This window comes from Aquimarina sp. AU58 (genome assembly GCF_900312745.1).
In the GTDB taxonomy this organism is placed as follows: Bacteria; Bacteroidota; Bacteroidia; order Flavobacteriales; family Flavobacteriaceae; genus Aquimarina; species Aquimarina spinulae.
In genome coordinates this window covers 2020058-2037187 of record NZ_OMPD01000014.1, presented here as the reverse complement: position 1 = coordinate 2037187, position 17130 = coordinate 2020058, and the positions used below count along the sequence as shown (strand labels likewise).

17 protein-coding genes are annotated in these 17130 nt (G+C 33.0%); all 17 read left to right on the top strand.

The features are described 5' to 3' along the window. Nucleotides 1-16 precede the first annotated feature (16 nt). The 17 genes from DK441_RS20285 to DK441_RS20205 all read left to right on the top strand — a co-directional run bounded on the left by DK441_RS20285 (nt 17) and on the right by DK441_RS20205 (nt 17126). Entirely contained in the window at nt 17-715 is a 699-nt protein-coding gene (locus DK441_RS20285; protein WP_160112195.1) for a hypothetical protein, read from the top strand. Between the two features lie 56 nt (nt 716-771). Next, nucleotides 772-1878 (top strand): helix-turn-helix domain-containing protein, encoded by a 1107-nt coding sequence (locus DK441_RS20280; RefSeq protein ID WP_109852301.1) that lies wholly within the window; start codon nt 772-774, stop codon nt 1876-1878. A 98-nt stretch (nt 1879-1976) separates the two neighbouring features. After that, entirely contained in the window at nt 1977-2432 is a 456-nt protein-coding gene (locus DK441_RS20275; protein ID WP_109852300.1) for a nuclear transport factor 2 family protein, read from the top strand. Nucleotides 2433-2617: 185 nt separating this feature from the next. After that, on the top strand, nt 2618-3457 hold the full coding sequence (locus tag DK441_RS20270; protein ID WP_109852299.1) for an alpha/beta fold hydrolase: 840 nt from the start codon (nt 2618-2620) through the stop codon (nt 3455-3457). Next, nucleotides 3450-3944, top strand: a complete 495-nt coding sequence (locus DK441_RS20265; protein ID WP_109852298.1) for an RNA polymerase sigma factor — start codon at nt 3450-3452, stop codon at nt 3942-3944. The genes DK441_RS20270 and DK441_RS20265 overlap by 8 nt, the downstream gene beginning before the upstream one ends. Next, on the top strand, nt 3937-4542 hold the full coding sequence (locus DK441_RS20260) for a hypothetical protein (RefSeq protein WP_109852297.1): 606 nt from the start codon (nt 3937-3939) through the stop codon (nt 4540-4542). The genes DK441_RS20265 and DK441_RS20260 overlap by 8 nt, the downstream gene beginning before the upstream one ends. A gap of 69 nt (nt 4543-4611) precedes the next feature. Beyond that, nucleotides 4612-5571 (top strand): GlxA family transcriptional regulator, encoded by a 960-nt coding sequence (locus tag DK441_RS20255; protein ID WP_370444341.1) that lies wholly within the window; start codon nt 4612-4614, stop codon nt 5569-5571. Nucleotides 5572-5660: 89 nt separating this feature from the next. Continuing rightward, nucleotides 5661-6722 carry a DJ-1/PfpI family protein gene (locus tag DK441_RS20250; RefSeq protein WP_109852295.1) on the top strand — a complete coding sequence of 354 codons (1062 nt, stop codon included), beginning with the start codon at nt 5661-5663 and terminating at the stop codon, nt 6720-6722. A gap of 175 nt (nt 6723-6897) precedes the next feature. Further along, complete coding sequence (locus tag DK441_RS20245) at nt 6898-9051, top strand: serine hydrolase (protein ID WP_109852294.1); 2154 nt, start codon at nt 6898-6900, stop codon at nt 9049-9051. 170 nt (nt 9052-9221) lie between these two features. Then, complete coding sequence (locus DK441_RS20240; protein WP_109852293.1) at nt 9222-10034, top strand: hypothetical protein; 813 nt, start codon at nt 9222-9224, stop codon at nt 10032-10034. A gap of 69 nt (nt 10035-10103) precedes the next feature. After that, the gene (locus DK441_RS20235) at nt 10104-10976 is read left to right on the top strand and encodes a ketopantoate reductase C-terminal domain-containing protein (RefSeq protein WP_109852292.1); all 873 of its coding nucleotides are present in this window, start codon (nt 10104-10106) and stop codon (nt 10974-10976) included. Between the two features lie 13 nt (nt 10977-10989). After that, complete coding sequence (speB, locus tag DK441_RS20230) at nt 10990-11766, top strand: agmatinase (RefSeq protein WP_109852291.1); 777 nt, start codon at nt 10990-10992, stop codon at nt 11764-11766. Between the two features lie 143 nt (nt 11767-11909). Then, on the top strand, nt 11910-12347 hold the full coding sequence (locus DK441_RS20225) for a hypothetical protein (protein WP_109852290.1): 438 nt from the start codon (nt 11910-11912) through the stop codon (nt 12345-12347). 266 nt (nt 12348-12613) lie between these two features. Then, nucleotides 12614-14098 carry a M28 family peptidase gene (locus DK441_RS20220; RefSeq protein WP_109852289.1) on the top strand — a complete coding sequence of 495 codons (1485 nt, stop codon included), beginning with the start codon at nt 12614-12616 and terminating at the stop codon, nt 14096-14098. Beyond that, nucleotides 14095-15060, top strand: a complete 966-nt coding sequence (locus DK441_RS20215; RefSeq protein WP_109852288.1) for a threonine/serine dehydratase — start codon at nt 14095-14097, stop codon at nt 15058-15060. Before DK441_RS20220 ends, DK441_RS20215 begins: the two co-directional genes overlap by 4 nt. Next, nucleotides 15044-16000, top strand: coding sequence for an NAD(P)-binding domain-containing protein (locus tag DK441_RS20210; RefSeq protein ID WP_109852287.1), 957 nt, complete (start codon nt 15044-15046; stop codon nt 15998-16000). The genes DK441_RS20215 and DK441_RS20210 overlap by 17 nt, the downstream gene beginning before the upstream one ends. A 4-nt stretch (nt 16001-16004) precedes the next feature. Then, nucleotides 16005-17126: an aminotransferase class I/II-fold pyridoxal phosphate-dependent enzyme gene (locus DK441_RS20205; protein WP_109852286.1), complete on the top strand. Its 1122-nt coding sequence runs from the start codon at nt 16005-16007 to the stop codon at nt 17124-17126. The last annotated feature ends 4 nt before the right edge of the window (nt 17127-17130 follow it).

Below are 17130 nucleotides of genomic sequence, written 5' to 3'. Positions count from 1 at the left end.
AAAACTGAAGAACTATATGAAGCTTTTAAAAATCTCGTTATTAACACTTTTCTTGACTGTTAATTTTGCATCCCTGAATGCGCAATCAAAAACAAAATCATACACTCTAAAAAAAGGGCATGTATTTGATATCATATTTCTGAATACCAAACCCGATACTAAACAAAAACTACAGCATTATTTTAAAACTGTATTTCCTGTTGCCGAAAAAATGGGATATCATAATTTACCGGGGATTGCAATAAAAGGAAGCCCGACTCAAGGTAATTATCATCCCGAAAGCATGATCTTGGGATATTGGGATACACATAATGGAAGAGAAAAATTTTTACACGATATTCAGAAAACAATGCCTGATTTTCATGAAGAAAGAAGAAATATCTGGTCTACTTTCAACCTTACTTATTACGAATTAAAACAGGATATTTCTTTTAGCATTAACCCAGAAAAATTTAATATTGTTACCGCATATTGGCATAAAGACAAGTCTTCTTTTCAAAAGTTCAAAAAAGAATGGGTACAAAAAATGAAAAAAGCAGGTGGTCAAATACAAGTGGATTTTGTAGAAGGCGCATCTCCTTTTGGATATAACTATAATCCAGATTATTTCGTTATTACTTCCTGGAAAAACAAAGCCGCTTTTGAACAATTTTATAAAGAAAATCTAAAAATGGATCATAGTTCGGTGAAACATGTGAACCAGTTTCATATTTAGTAACTATTTTAGACCAACAAAAGCAGGTTATTAAATAACCTGCTTAATACACTCTTATGCAAACACTTTTAAATCAACTCGTATATTTCGGTTATTTCCAGAGTCTGTTTTTACTCTGCATTTATCTTTTTTCGCCAAAAAACAGAAAAAACATTAATGGATATGTCGCTTTTTTAGTACTGGTTCTTATGATTGGTTTATCGGGTCGAGTACTTTATATATCTGATATCTTTGGTAAAAACTTTCGGCTGATTGCATTTTCTGAGTTCGCAACACTTCTATTTGGATCTACAATTTACTTGTTTACCAAATCTTCTTTATTAAACAAACGCTTTTCGTACCAGGATTTGTTACACTACCTCCCTGGGGTTTTCTATATCATCTTTGTTATTTTTATGTTTATGCTTCCTACAGACGAAGTCATTGGAGCAAGAATTAAAAGCGGAGAATTATTTCGTACCATAACTATTTTTATAGGCATCGGATTGCTCTTCAATATAACATATTGGGTAATGAGTCTACAATTATTTCTTTCTTTTAGGAAAGGGTTACGCGATGAATTAAGTTATACCGTAAAGACACAGTTTTTCCTTAATTTTCTTATTGCAATTGGTATTTGCTTACTATGCTGGGTTATTGTGTATTTCATTAGTATTTTAGGATTTGAAATGCTAGAAAGGACAGCAAGAGAGGCAATTTGGCTAAGTATCGCTTTAATCATTCTTTTTATCGCTTATTATGGTATGATTTCTCCTGATCTATTTAAAATTATCCCCAGTGGAGTTCAAAAAAAATATACGCAATCCAAGCTATCCAAATCAGATCTAGATCATTTACAAACCAAATTAGATCTGTTAATGGTAGAGAAAAAACCGTATCTCAATAGAAAATTATTAAAAGCAGAACTTGCTGAAATGCTGGGAGTAAGCAGTCCGGAAATAGCTCGATTATTGAACGAAAATATCGGTATGAATTTCTTTGAATATATTAATTATCATCGCATTAAAGAATTTGTAGAATTAGCACAAACAGATAAAGCAAAAAACTTAACTTTTTTTGGGCTGGCGCAGGAAGCAGGTTTTAATTCTAAAACGACATTTAATAAGTCTTTCAAAAAATTGATGGGAACATCTCCAAAAGAATATTTTACTTCTCAGCAATAAAAAATTAATACTTATTGTTCGTTAACATTTAAGAAAACTTTCAAACTTAATTATTAGATATCTTATATTTTTAGAAGTAAAAATAAAAGGTCTTTATCATGAAATATATACTTAAAATTGCTTTAGTATCTAGTATTGGTTTATTGGGGTATAAAACAAATGCACAATCCAAACAAGATTCTCTGGATATTAAACAAGTAGCTTTGGATTACCTAGAAGCACAACACAATGTAAACCCTAAGCAGTTTGAGCGAGCTGCTCATCCTAGAATGGTAAAAAGAACTTTTTGGAAAAACAAAGCTACAAACAAAGAATATCTTCGAGAAACGTTTACAGATTTCATGGTAATTCTCTCAGAGTTTTATAATAGTAACGGAGATAAGTTTCCTAAAAAACCAAAAAAAGAGGTTATTATATTAGATGTTTTTGACAAGACAGCTTCTGTAAAACTTATTGCTGATGAGTGGATTGATTATATGCATATTGTAAAAATAAACGGTACATGGAAAATTGTAAATGTCCTTTGGCAATTTAACGATTCGTCCAAACATTAATCCCTCTTTATATATATACTCTATTCAATAACTCTAATATCCTCTGTACGTTATCAACCAACTATTGACTAAGTTCTAACAGGTCTTTTGTATTTCTTTTTATTTTTTTTATCCCACGTGTAACAATTCACAACTTTCTGCATCAAAGGGGAAAATTAAAATAGAAATACAATAAAAATAAAGACATGAAAACATTTAGAATTACCTTATTAATGCTAATTATTATAAACTTAGGATTTAGTCAAACATCAGCTATCAAAACTGAAATAGTTGGACAAGGAAATCCTGTATTATTTTTACCAGGTTTTACCACTCCCGGATCAATATGGAACGATACTGTTGAACATTTAACTACAAAAAGTGAAGCTCATCTTATTTCCTACGCTGGTTTTAATGGCAACCCGCCTATTGCAATGCCATGGTATGATACCATTAAAAAAGAGTTAATTGTATATATCAAAGATAAAAACCTAACCAATGTAACAATTATAGGGCACAGTATGGGTGGAAATCTAGCTATTGATCTTGCTGCAGCACTACCCGATACAATTACCAGGTTAGTTATTGTAGATTCTATACCGTGTATGCGAGAATTAATGATGCCTGGTGTACCAGAAAGTCAAATACAATACGATAGTCCATATAACAAGCAAATGCTACAGGCAGAAGATACACAGTTTAAACAGACTGCTACCATGATGGCAAAAAACATGACCAATAATAAAGATAAAGTAGATACTCTAATCAATTGGATTATGGAAGCTGATCGCGAAACCTATGTGTATGGATATACCGATTTATTAAAACTGGATTTAAGAAAAATTCTAAACAAGGTAACTGCAAAAACTTTAATTCTGGGAGCATCATTTCCTTCTGTAGAGATTGCAAAATCTAATTACGAAAAACAATATGCTACTTTAGCAAACAAATCTATCAAGATGGCTTCAAACAGCAGACACTTTATTATGTTTGATCAACCCGAATGGTTTTATACAACAGTAAACGCTTTCCTGGCAAATGAGTAAAAAGAATCAACAACTTTTTGAGACCGTATATCGCCAGTGCTATCCTATGGTTCAGCAAATGTGTCTCGGTTTTATGAAAGGAGATATAGATATGGCTAATGATCTTTCGCAAGAAGTATTCATTAATATCTGGAATGCTCTCGATAACTTTAAAGAGCAATCCACTCATAAAACCTGGGTGTATAGAATCACGGTAAATACATGCCTGCAATATATAAGAAAAGAAAAAAAGAAAAAGAGATTATCCTTTGATAAAATAGAACATGTACTGGTCGATGAGTCACAAAGTCAAAAAGATGATCAAGAACAAGGATTGTATATAGCCATAGGCCAATTAGAAGAACTGGATAGATTAATCATTATGATGGTGTTAGAAGGACAGGACTATGAAACTATATCACATGTTTTAGGTATTAAGCCCACCAATGTTAGGGTAAAAATTCACAGAATAAAGAAACGACTTAAAAAAATATTAGATCATGAGTAATGAATTTGACGAATTGCAACGTAAGTGGCAAAAAGGAAAAAAAGATATTGAGAGTAATTCTGGAGTACAAGAAGAGACATTATCGTCTATTACTTCGAAGAAAAAATCTAATATCCGTTTTCACTACGGAAATATCATAATACTATCAATCACATTAATAGGAATATCTGCCTTTTTCTACTATGTAGCTCCGGTAAAAGAAATACTAAGTAGAATTGGAGTAGCACTAATGATAGGAGGATTATTACTAAGAATACTAATCGAATGTATTAGTGTTTTAAAATCAGAAAAGATCGATGTAATAGACGATGTCTTAAAAACAACTAATAATACAATAGCATTTTATAAGTTCAGAAAACGTATTCATGGACCAGTCACGATAACCATCATAGCATTGTACACTATTGGTTTTTATATGATCACTCCAGAATTTAGCTTATACTTTACCACATGGCAAATGGTAATGATCGACGCTTCCTATGTTATCGGTGCTATTATCTTTATTAAATTTGTTAGAAATAGTATTCAAAAAGAGATACGAACCCTTTTAGAAATTATCGAGCTAAAAAATAAAATTATTGAAGAAAACGAGGCGTAAAAACCTTCTCTTTGCCCATTTAATACTCTTTAAAGAATACTATTTATTAGTATTTTAGCTTAAAATCAGATTATCAAAAATATCATTTTTGTCATACCACCCAAAGTTCATTTATTAGACATTAATGGTCCAGCACATATCTTTTATGAAGCCAAAGAATATGGGGCTGGTATCGATCTTCATTTTGTTACCATAAACAATGAAGAGGAAATAGAGAGCAGTGCTGGGCTCTATTTTGCTAAGCTTTCTAATTTTGAGAAATTCGAATTAACAGAGGGTGATTTTATTTTTATCCCAGGGATAGAATTTCAATTACTTTCTGATTCTGAATTTATACAAAAAAGTAAAGCATTTTTGGATTGGTTAAATATTCAATATTCTAATGGGGTCAATATCTGTTCTGTATGTACCGGAAGTTTTTTACTTGCAGAATCAGGATTATTAGATGGGCATAAATGCACAACACACTGGAAATATTTTAAAGAATTCACTAATAAGTTTCACAAAGTTGATCTAGTTAACAACAGATTATTTGTTGTAGATAATCGTCTGTACTCTAGTGCGGGAGTCAGTTCTGGTATTGATCTTTCTTTATTTATTCTCGAGCAATTATATGGCCCTAAGTTTGCTACAGATATAGCCAAAGAAGTAGTTATATATTTTCGTCGTAGCGAATCTGATCCTCAACTGAGTATTTTCTTACAATATCGAAATCATCTGGACACTCGGATTCATGATGCCCAAGATTATATGACAAAACACCTCCATACTTCATTCACACTAGAAAATATGGCTGATTATGTGCATATGAGTAGTCGTAATCTTACACGGCTCTTTAAAAAAACAACGGGAATTACCATTGGTGCCTATCTCGAAAAACTTAGAGTAGATAAAGCCATGCATCTTTTGGCCGATGGTAATAAAGTTAGCTATGTTGCCAACCAATGTGGATTAAAAAGTACAAACCAATTAAGAGCCTTACTTAAAAAACATAAAGATGTACTACCTGTTAACTTCACATATATATAATATATCTGTCCTAATACTGCGCACACTTGTCCTTTTAAGATTCTCAAAAGACATTTAATTTTGAAGAATTAATCATTACTCAAGAAACAATGCAAAAGTTATTAGTATTACTATTACTGATCAATATATCGGTTATATCACAACCTTCAGCAACTTCTAATGAAATTTATGTATGTCCTCCTTGCAATAGTAGTTGCGACACTTTAAAATTTAGTAAACCTGGAATCTGTCACCATTGTAATATGAAACTTACTACAAAAAAGGAACTTAAAAAACTAGCCAACAAAAAAATGACAATTGCCTTCTATTTACAACCTGGTATAGAAGTATTAGATTTTGCTGGTCCTATGGAAGTATTTGCCTATGCAAATTTTGAAGTTTTTACCGTTTCTAAAACCAAAGAACCTATTATCTCTCAGGGAATCCTGAAAATACTCCCGGATTACAGTATAGCTAATAGCCCTAATGCAGATATACTTGCTTTTTTTGGAGGAAACTCTTCCAGTGCTTTTAATGATCCAAAAGTAATTGAATGGATAAAAGCACAACAAAACATCGAATACCATTTCTCTGTATGTACAGGAGTATTTGCACTAGCAAAAGCCGGAATTCTTGATGGTAAATCAGCAACCACTTTTCATAACGCATTGAATGGCTTAGAAACTAATTATCCAAATATAACAGTGATAAAAGACGCCCGATTTGTTGATAATGGACAAGTAATCACCACAGCTGGTATTTCTGCCGGTATTGATGGTGCCTTACATTTGGTAGCAAAACTTCAAGGGTTTAATGAAGCGCGAAGAATAGCGTACCATATGGAGTATGATAAGTGGATACCAGGAGAAGGGGTAATTTTATCAGAAGATGATCCTTATAAAAATTATAGTGACAGAACAATTCTGGAAGCATACACCGGAACTTATGAATATCTGGATGGAGCTAAAGTAAAATTAAAAATCAACCCAAGAGAAAAAGCTCTTTATGCGATAGTAGATGATAGAAACTATCCGATTTTTCATGTACAAAATAATACTTTTATGAACCTGGCTAATCATAAGATCACATTTATAAAGGATAAAAACAAAAAAGTTACAGGATACACATCTTCACAGCATCCAAAAACAATATTTCATAAACTAAGTGATTAATACCAATCTATATAACAGTTCAGTTTAAAACCTCCCTTATTTAACTTTTATTTCAATTTATAACTGCAAAACTGTAACAATCTTTAAACAATAGTATCTTTAAAAAAGATGAGGCTAAAGAGCATCATCTTTTTTAAGGAATATAGCTATTTATTCACATTTTAAATCAATCATTATGGATTTGCGCTTTAATTCTCTTACAGATACCATTCATCATCAATCAAACGAACATCGAAATATTTTAAAAAGAGTAGTGCTATACGCACTACTCTTTTTTGTATTTTTTAATACTGCATATAGTAATTCGATTGACATAAAAACAAAATCAGAAAATTTAATAGAGGTGTCTAATGGTGCTATCGCCTATGCATATCCTGTATCTTCTATAACTATTGATGGGAATCCTCAAGATTGGCCAAAAGACTTTACTCGCTATCCTATCAATAAACTACCGTATGGTGGAGGGCCGAAGAACAAAAATGATTTTGATGCTTATTTTCAGGTGGGATATAACCGCTCTGAAAAAGCACTTTACATTGTTGTTGTAATAACAGACGACTCTCATATTGTAGATACTACCGATGCATCAGAATGGAATACACAAGATACCTTTAATTTCTATATCGACGAGCAACACTCTCCCAATGGTTCTGGTGTAGATTTATATCAGTATAGCGAAAATTATAAAGACACCAATAATCAATCTATAAGCTGGGATCCTACAAAGAAAAATACAAATTGGGATGCTATAGAAATTAAATCCAAGCGAAATAAAAACACCACTATTTATGAATGTAAAGTAAAACTGAATAGTACTATAACTACAGGTAAATCTATTGGAGTCGATCATGTATTTATCGATAAAGATGCCGACGATGATCAAAACTCTAATTCTTTTATTGCCTGGGGAAATAGTGGCGGTAAAAGTAGTGCCCCAGGAAGACTTGGTGATGTGATATTTATGAAAGGAAAAGAAAAAACAGGTACAATCAGTGGAAAATTAAAATGGAAAAATAGCGCTATGAAAGGCTATCCTAACCGAATTCGATTTGCATCTACTCATAATCCTGCCCTTTGGACGCAAACCTCGGTAGATTCAACAGGAAATTACACCTTAGACCTTCCCTCTGGCGAATATATCATTTCACCAGCATCAGGTTTATTTTACGAAGATGAAAGTCAATTTAGAGACGAAAAGCTTTTTAGAATAAATACAAAAGATACCAATATCAAAGTCACAGCAGTGGCAAATAAAAACATCACTGCACCAACATTTGAATTATCTACCATTTCTGATCCAGATATAATCCCAAACAAAGGAATTTTACACGATTTTAATATCAAAGAAGCTTCTATAGTGGATACGTTTATCAAAACATATCAGGAACATTATCAAATCCCCGGAGTATCCCTTGCATTGATTAAAAATGGTAAAGTTGTCTATCATCAAACCTATGGAGTAAAGAACACACTCACAAAAAAGGAAGTAGATCACAATACCTTATTCGAAGCAGCCTCGATTACCAAACCAGTTTTTGGTTTTGCTGTAATGCGATTGGTAGAACGTGGTATTATTGATCTTGATAAACCATTATATGAATATTTGCCATTTGAAGCCATTGCACATGATGATCGCTATAAACTTATAACAGCCCGACATGTAATGTCTCACAAAACAGGGTTCCCAAACTGGGCTTGGATGAACGAAGATGGAAAGATTGATATTAAATTTACACCAGGGACCAAATATCGATATTCTGGTGAAGGTTTTGAATACTTAAAAAGAGTCGTTACCAAAGTAACAGGTAAGGATATCAATACTATACTAAAAGAAGAAGTGCTTACACCATTAGGTTTAGAAAATACCTATTTTTCTAAAAACGAATACCTGGCCAAAGTAGTATCTAATGGTCATTTTGATAACCTGCCATCACAGGCTTCATTACCAGAAAATCCGGGTATGGCCTGGAGTATGCATACAGAAGCTAAAACATTTACCAATTTCTTATTAGGATTACATAATAAAAAAGGGCTAAAACCAGAAACCTATAACGAAATGTTTAAAATACAAACCAGAATTCCTAAAGATAAAGAAGATCCTAGTCCAGAAGGATGGGAAAACTATTTTGGATTAAGTATCCATATGCAAAAAACACCATTTGGTCCTAGTTTTGGGCATGGTGGTAATAATGGCGATTTTAGATGTGAAGCTATACTGTATAATGATCTCAATATGGGATATGTTGTATTTACCAATAGTAATACAGGAGATAATCTTAATACTGCATTATCAGAGTTTTTAATTACTGGTAAACAAAATAAAGAGTAATAGTCGCCTCTCCTATATATTACTAAGGCCAAAAAAACAATCTAGATAGGGAAATTGTTTGTGCATTTTCTTGCCTGCAATTCTCCTAACCATACTCACCAACTTAAAAATTATAATTACATTGGTGTCTATATTTAATTGTTGGTCCTCATCAAAAACTAAAAATTCACATGAATAAGAATATCATCATAATTCTTAGCTGTTTCATAATACTGTCTTGTAGTAAGAAAAATACAGAGTTAATTCTTTTAGGAACCGTTCATCAACCCGTAGAAAATTTTAATTCAGATAGTCTATATAATATTCTGGTCAAAATAAAACCAGATCTCATCCTATATGAATGTGATTCTTCTTTTTTTACAACAGATTTTAAATTCAAAAAGACCTGGGATAGTAATGAGAATATCGCTACGATAAAATACATGAACACTTTTGATGTAAAGGTAAGACCATATGATTTTACAGGGCGAAATGAGTATAGAATCAAAATAGGCTCAAGACCAACAGATAGTAAAGCTTTTAAAATGCTCGATAGTCTATACAAAAATGGAGTCCTTAATTCGCAAGAAGAACAAGTTTACAAAGAATTTCTGGTAGTAAATGATACCTTAAATTCTTTTGCCTATTTGGGTCCAAAAGCATTTAACAGCCTAAAGACAGATAGTGTATCAAATATCAGACAGGATTTTCAATATAAAAAGCTGGGAAAAATAATGGATAATATCCCTGCTTTTAAAACTACATATCATAAAAAAGCAGATGGCGATAGTATTAGCTATCTCGAAGGCTATAAACGAGCATCTGATTTTTGGCAGCTTAGGAATAAAACAATGTCTAAAAACATTCTTCATTTCACAGAAGAATATAAAAATCAAAGAATTATAGTTTTAAATGGTTATTTTCATAGATACTATCTAAATACACTACTTAGACCTAAACAAAAAATAAATGATTTTACGATAAAAGAATTTCATGAATATTAAAACCATATTCATATTATATAAACACATGAGTTTTTTTCATGTTAACATAACATCTCGCAAAAAGAATAAATGAAAAGAATAGGAGTATTAGGTTTAGGGGCAATAGGTTCTGTAATGTCACGGATATTAGTAGCACATCCTGAAAACGAAGTATTCTATTATACCAGAACTCCTAAATCTAAAATCAAAATACAATTTCAAAATAAAAAAATAGAAATACCTATTGAGACTGAAAAAGAAAGATCAGAGGAACTTGATTGGTTACTTATATGCTTAAAAGAATATCATTTTGACGCTGCTAATGATAAATTGGCAAAATTAATCAGGGCGAATACTAAAGTAGCTGTTATAAGAAACGGTATAGAATTAAAAGAACGCATTACGCCTTTTACTACAAAGGAAAATATTTTGGAATGTATGATTGATTGTCCTACTCAACCCATTGAAGATAATTATTACTTACAATTTAGAAAACCGGTACTTAAAGTCGAACAAAGCGAGTTAGCAAAACGATTTACACAGCTTTTTACCAAAAACGATGCACAGATAATAGAAGTATTGGATTACAAAACCGAAAATTGGAAAAAACTAATAGAAAGCTCTGCCCTGGGATCAATACTATGTTTAACCGGAAGAACATGTTCTGTTTTTGAAAATCCAGAAGTAATAGGTTTGTATAAAGATCTCCTAAGAGAAGGAATTGAAGTAGCAAAATCAGACGGAGCAATAATTAAAAGTAGTTTTGAATCTGAAATGATGGAAAAAATATCCACATACTCAAAAACAAAAGGAAGCTCAATGTTATCTGATCGGTTAACTGGAAACATCATAGAAGTTAACGCAAAAAATGGAGCAATCGAAAAGGTGGCAGTACAAAATAAAATTGCAACGCCAATTAACGATACTATTTGTAAATTACTCAGGCAAATAAACCAGAATTAATACCTAAAAATAAATGAGCAAAATTGTCATACAAGGAATACAATTTGATAAAAAGTCCTCTTTTCAGCAAGGTCCGGGACTAGCTCCTCCACTAATTAGAGAGGCATTACACTGTGGTTCGCTTAATTTATTTACCGAAAACGGAATCACAATCGAGGATTCTCGAATAACCGATAAAGGAGATTTTGATATTTTGGACTATTTCGATATTGAAACCATAACTTCGAATCATTTAGCATCTGAAACAAAAGTTTTTACCCTGGGAGGGGATCACTCTATTACATTTCCTATTATTAAGGCTCATCATAAAAAATATCCAAAATTAGACATTTTACATATCGATGCGCATTCTGATTTATATGATAACTTTGAAGGTGATAAATACTCTCACGCCTGTCCTTTTGCAAGAATTATGGAAAACGGATTTGCCGCCAGATTAGTTCAGGTAGGGATTAGAACATTAAATACACATCAGGCAGAGCAGGCAGAAAAGTTTAATGTCGAAATTCATCAAATGAAGAATCTGGATGTAACCAAAATAACTCAATTTGATAATCCTGTATATATCTCATTGGATATGGATGGTTTTGATCCGGCATATGCACCCGGAGTTTCGCATCATGAGCCTGGAGGTCTATCGTCTAGGCAAGTAATCGATTTAATTCAGAATATAAAAGGTGAAGTCATTGGTGCCGATATCGTAGAATACAATCCTAATAGGGATTTTCAGAATATGACAGCTTTTCTGGCGGCCAAAATGATGAAAGAAATTTTAGGAAAGATGTTATAAAAATAATGTTGTAGAAAACAATTCTATGATACCATCGATACGCTATCAACACAAAGATTTCACTGAAAACAAGGTGACACAAATCATTTATGATGCCTATCTTTGGTCGTAAGATATATAGTAAATAATTAACGTGAGAACGTATGAAAAAAATAATTTTAATTCTTTTAGTATTCTTACCATTATTTTCTTTTTCGCAAAACGACTTAGATAAAATTATGGTAGGTAATCACTATCTATCTGTTCAATGGATTTCATGGGATTATTTTGGAACTGCCAAGATCGAAAAAACAGATAACGACAATGTGTATACAATAGAAGGTCACCAAAATAGTAAAGAAAATAGTGATTTCTTAAAAATTAAAGGCACCATTACTCCACGTTCTGCAAAGCACCTCGTATTTAACGGCACTATTGAGACCCAGGTAGATTTTATAAACAACGGAAAACCTTGCAAAAGAGAAGGAGAATTCAATTTTAAAGTAAAGGGAAATAGAAAATACTGGAGGCTCCAGGAGATGAATAATCCTTGTAGTGAGGTTACTGATTACGTAGATATTTATTTTATTCAAAAAAAATGATGTCCTACAAAATTTCACTTATCAAAGTAGATACTCAAAAGCTATAATTCTAATTTGTATACACTTAATTGTTTTTTTTCTATCTTTGTATATGTAGAAATATAGTAACAGTATGTTACACTCTTGTTTTTTAGCTTAAGGAAGAACATCGGGAAGACAAGTGAATTTCTTACGGAAAACCTCCGTATACCTTAATCAACAAAAGTTGGTTTGGTGTACGGAGGTTTTTTTTTATTACATCTAGTATTAATTAACACATTACTATTATGAAAAGAGTCATCATTGCATTTGCAACAATTATCATTATTTCTGTTGCTACCTTGTATTTCTTTCCCCAAATTCTATATACCTCATCTTTTGGGCAAAAGATATTGATGAAAATGGAAGGCGATCAAGTAGCAGAATTCTATTTTAAAGAAAATCAAACTACCAAAGACACCCTATATATGAATGGTGTTATTTATTCTAATACGCTACATGACATTAAAGAAGTTCTGTTCGAAAATCCAAAAGTAACCACGTTGGTAATGGAAGAGGTTTCGGGATCTATAGACGATGAAATAAATCTTCTTGCTTCTCGCGAAATCAGGAAACACCATATAAACACTTACATCCCCGAAAACGGAATGGTAGCTTCTGGAGGAACAGATATGTTTTTGGCAGGAGAAAAACGAAATATTCACGCTACAGCAAAACTAGGAGTGCATTCCTGGTCTGGAGAAGATAGTGTAGCATTAGATTTTCCGAAAGATCATGAAGAGCATAAAAAATATGTAAACTACTATACCGAAATGAATATCCCTACAGCATTTTATTGGTATACCTTAGAAGCTGCACCCGCTGATAGTATTCACTGGATGACAGCTAACGAAATAAAAAAATATGATGTAGTAACGGATTCGGGAATAGAAACAACCGAATTATTAGATATTCAAAAACAAATATCATCAGATGAGTACCTGGGAAGAGGTACAGGAAATAATCAAAAAGCTCAAGATTTTATCAGATCGTATTTTAAAAATATCGGTTTAGAAAAATTAGATACCGATTACGATTCTCACTTTACTTTTAAAGATAGAAAAGCCAAAAAAGAGAGAGCAGGTACCAATTTTATAGGTTATGTAAAAGGAAAAACGTATCCCAAAAAATATATTGTTATTGGGGCGCATTATGATCATCTTGGTATTATAAACGATACGATATACAATGGTGCAGATGATAATGCATCTGGTACTTCTGCCCTATTGATCTTAGCTAAATATTTTTCTAAAAACCAACCTCAGTATTCTATTCTTTTTGCTGCTTTTGATGCCGAAGAATTAGGGCTATTTGGTTCTAAACATTTTATAGATAACCCGCCGGTTTTGTTATCAGATATCAAACTCAATATCAATATGGATATGATTAGCCGCAATCCTAAAAACGAAATATATGTGGTTGGTACTTACCCTTATCCACAGTTTAAACCAATAATCGAAAGTATTGCAAAAGATAGCCCGTTAACCGTTTCTTATGGTCATGATGATCCAGATGACAAAACCAAAGATTATTGGATGTTTTCTTCTGATAATGGTCCTTTTTTCAGGAAAGGAATTCCCAATATCACTTTTAGCGAAGAAGATCACCCAGGGTATCACCAGGCGACCGATGATGTCGAAGAGATACATCCAGAATATTATAAAAACGTAGCAAAATTAATCCAGAAATCTATTGAAGCGATAGATCAAAATTTTCCAAATTCAAAACAATGATACGGGCTACAGATATAATTGATGCTTACAAAATCAGCAAGCCTGATTTGAATAGAACACCTATGGCGTATTCTCCAGAATTAAGTAAAATTTCTGGGGCAAATGTCTTTCTTAAAATGGAATTTTTACAATATACGGGATCGTTTAAAATACGAGGGGTTCTTACCAAAGTACGTAGTTTAGACAAAAGTGTTTTTGACAAAACTTTTGTAGCAGCATCTACCGGGAATCATGCTGCAGCATTTGGGTATGCCTCAGAAAAATTTGGATTTAAAGGTGTTTTATTCCTTCCTAAGAAAACAAGTGACGCAAAAATAAAAGCCCTTGAGCAATATAGGATGAGAGTTATTTTCTATGGCGAAAATAGTCTGGAAACCGAAGAAAAAGCAACAGCTTATGTAAAAGACATCAACGGTGTTTTAATTCACCCCTATAATGATCCTGAAATTATTAAAGGGCAAGGTACTATCGCTGTTGAAATAGAAGAACAAGTACCAGAAGTAGATACTATTTTAACACCTGTTGGCGGTGGTGGATTGGCATCTGGGATAAGCACATATTTTAGTACTAATGATAGTGTTTCAGTCATTGGCTGTCAACCCAAAAATGCTTCAGAAATGTATTTGTCGATACAACAAGATGGTATCGTTCCTCCAAGTACTTTATCCACTATTGCAGATGCATCTGCGGGCGGAATTGAAAATAACGCCATCACCTTTGATATTTGCAAAAAATACTTGTCTGGTTTTGAGGTCATCGAAGAAGAGGATATTAAAAAAGCTCTTGCTTTTATAATGAAGTATCATAAGGTAGAAATTGAACCTACCGCTGCTTTACCTGTAGCAGCATTATTACAAAGCAAAGCATATCATGGCAAAAATGTGGTTCTGGTACTAACAGGGAAAAAAATAGATAATCAATTATTAACCCAAATAATGGTAAAATATGGCGACTATTATTAATCTGAAAGACATTAAAGAAAGTATACAATCATTAGATGTAGTTGCGGCTATGGAAGAAGGTTTTATACACTACAGTAATGGTAAAACGGTGGTTCCTCCTATAGGTGAATTACTATTTGAAGATCCTCCCGGAGATGTACATATTAAATATGGATATATAAAGAATGATGATTTTTATGTTATCAAAATTGCCTCTGGTTTTTATAACAATTCAAAATTAGGAATAGCTTCCAGTCAGGGAATGATGCTCATATTTAGTCAAAAAACAGGGCAGCCCGTAGCCATTTTATTAGACGAGGGGTACCTTACCGATATTCGAACTGCAGCAGCAGGTGCTCTGGCAGCTACATATTTTGCTCCAAAAAAAATAAACGCCATTGGTATTATAGGTACCGGGATACAGGCCAAATTACAGTTGCAATTTCTGCAGAAAAACAATCCTTGTAAAACCGTATGGGTATGGGGAAGAACACTCGAAAATGCAGAGAAGTTTAAAGCAGAATTAAGTACTGATTTTGATATCTACATTGCTAAAACTCCAGCAGATGTAGCAAAAAATAGTACCTTAATTGTTACCACTACTCCTTCTGAAGTTGCACTGCTCGATGCAAGAGATATCTTGCCGGGAACTCATATCACTGCGGTAGGCTCTGATACTTCGGATAAGCAGGAACTTGATAGTGAAGTGCTTCAAAAAGCAGATATCGTTATTGCAGATAGTATTCCGCAAAGTAAAAGTAGAGGCGAAATATATCGTGCCATTAAAGATGGTGCAATTTCCGAAGAAAAAATCATTGAGCTTGGTAGTGCAATTCAGGATCCCGCTTTACAACGCACCGATGATCAACAAATAACAATAGTAGACCTTACAGGAGTTGCAGTACAAGATATAATGATTGCAAAAGCTGTTTATAAAACATACATGAATACTAAAATATAATAGAATGAATATTCCAATTTTTGAGCTCGAAAGAGTACAATCCCTATTTGAAAACACAGTAGATTACAATCTTACCGAAAGTGGTTTTCATCCTTATACGCTTAATGAGCTATTAGAGCAAGATCAGATAGATACACTTACCAATACTGTTTTAGGATATGGGCAAACCAACGGTTCTATCCCATTACGCAAAAGGATTAGTGCAATGTATAACGGGGCTAATGAAGAAAATGTATTAGTAACCAATGGCTCTTCTGAAGCAAATTTTATTGCTTGTCATACTTTATTAGAAAAAGGAGATGAAGTGGTTATGATGGTCCCCAACTATATGCAGATTTGGGGTATTGCCGAAGAAATGGGATGTATTCCCAAGGCATTTCATTTACGTGAAGAAAACAAGTGGAAACCAGATATCGAAGAATTAAAAGCTTTGGTCACTTCAAAAACAAAAATGATTGCAATATGTAATCCCAATAACCCAACAGGATACACACTTTCTTCTGAAGAAATGCAGGAAATTGTAACTATCGCAAAGCGTGTAGATGCCTGGGTATATTGTGATGAAGTATATCGCGGAGCCGAATTAAACGGAGAAATTATCGAAAGTTTTATTGGGATGTATGACAAAGTTATGGTTAATGGTGGGTTATCTAAAGCCTATGCCCTCCCCGGATTACGTTTAGGGTGGTTAATAGGGCCAGAAACACTGATTGCAGATACATGGGCATACCATGATTATACCTCTATTACTGCAGGTATTATGAGTCATTATATTGGTGAGATCGCATTAAGACCCGAAAAACGTAAAGAAATATTAACCCGAAACAGAACCATGCTTAATGAAAACTTAATAGTAGTAAAGCAATGGCTCGATCAATATGGGGATTTATTTGAATATGTACCCCCAAAAAGCGGCGGAATGTTATTTATAAAATACAATTTAGATATTAATTCTACCGAACTGGCAGAATGGTTACGAACAGAAAAAAGTGTATTTATTTTGGCAGGAGATTGTTATGGGATGGACCATCATTTCAGAATAGGGATTGGAGAACGCAAAGAATATATCCTGGCGGGTTTAGAACGCGTTAAACAAGCTCTAAAAGAACGGTTTAATTTATCATAGCAGT

What these genes read in the sequence shown, in the direction of transcription:
- DK441_RS20225 (WP_109852290.1), top strand. Translation starts at nt 11,910, where the DNA reads ATGAAAAAAATAATTTTAATTCTTTTAGTATTCTTACCATTATTTTCT.
- DK441_RS20265 (WP_109852298.1), top strand. Translation starts at nt 3,450, where the DNA reads ATGAGTAAAAAGAATCAACAACTTTTTGAGACCGTATATCGCCAGTGC.
- DK441_RS20210 (WP_109852287.1), top strand. Translation starts at nt 15,044, where the DNA reads ATGGCGACTATTATTAATCTGAAAGACATTAAAGAAAGTATACAATCA.
- DK441_RS20250 (WP_109852295.1), top strand. Translation starts at nt 5,661, where the DNA reads ATGCAAAAGTTATTAGTATTACTATTACTGATCAATATATCGGTTATA.
- DK441_RS20280 (WP_109852301.1), top strand. Translation starts at nt 772, where the DNA reads ATGCAAACACTTTTAAATCAACTCGTATATTTCGGTTATTTCCAGAGT.
- DK441_RS20235 (WP_109852292.1), top strand. Translation starts at nt 10,104, where the DNA reads ATGAAAAGAATAGGAGTATTAGGTTTAGGGGCAATAGGTTCTGTAATG.
- DK441_RS20245 (WP_109852294.1), top strand. Translation starts at nt 6,898, where the DNA reads ATGGATTTGCGCTTTAATTCTCTTACAGATACCATTCATCATCAATCA.
- DK441_RS20240 (WP_109852293.1), top strand. Translation starts at nt 9,222, where the DNA reads ATGAATAAGAATATCATCATAATTCTTAGCTGTTTCATAATACTGTCT.
- DK441_RS20220 (WP_109852289.1), top strand. Translation starts at nt 12,614, where the DNA reads ATGAAAAGAGTCATCATTGCATTTGCAACAATTATCATTATTTCTGTT.
- DK441_RS20275 (WP_109852300.1), top strand. Translation starts at nt 1,977, where the DNA reads ATGAAATATATACTTAAAATTGCTTTAGTATCTAGTATTGGTTTATTG.
- DK441_RS20205 (WP_109852286.1), top strand. Translation starts at nt 16,005, where the DNA reads ATGAATATTCCAATTTTTGAGCTCGAAAGAGTACAATCCCTATTTGAA.
- DK441_RS20215 (WP_109852288.1), top strand. Translation starts at nt 14,095, where the DNA reads ATGATACGGGCTACAGATATAATTGATGCTTACAAAATCAGCAAGCCT.
- DK441_RS20285 (WP_160112195.1), top strand. Translation starts at nt 17, where the DNA reads ATGAAGCTTTTAAAAATCTCGTTATTAACACTTTTCTTGACTGTTAAT.
- DK441_RS20270 (WP_109852299.1), top strand. Translation starts at nt 2,618, where the DNA reads ATGAAAACATTTAGAATTACCTTATTAATGCTAATTATTATAAACTTA.
- speB (WP_109852291.1), top strand. Translation starts at nt 10,990, where the DNA reads ATGAGCAAAATTGTCATACAAGGAATACAATTTGATAAAAAGTCCTCT.
- DK441_RS20260 (WP_109852297.1), top strand. Translation starts at nt 3,937, where the DNA reads ATGAGTAATGAATTTGACGAATTGCAACGTAAGTGGCAAAAAGGAAAA.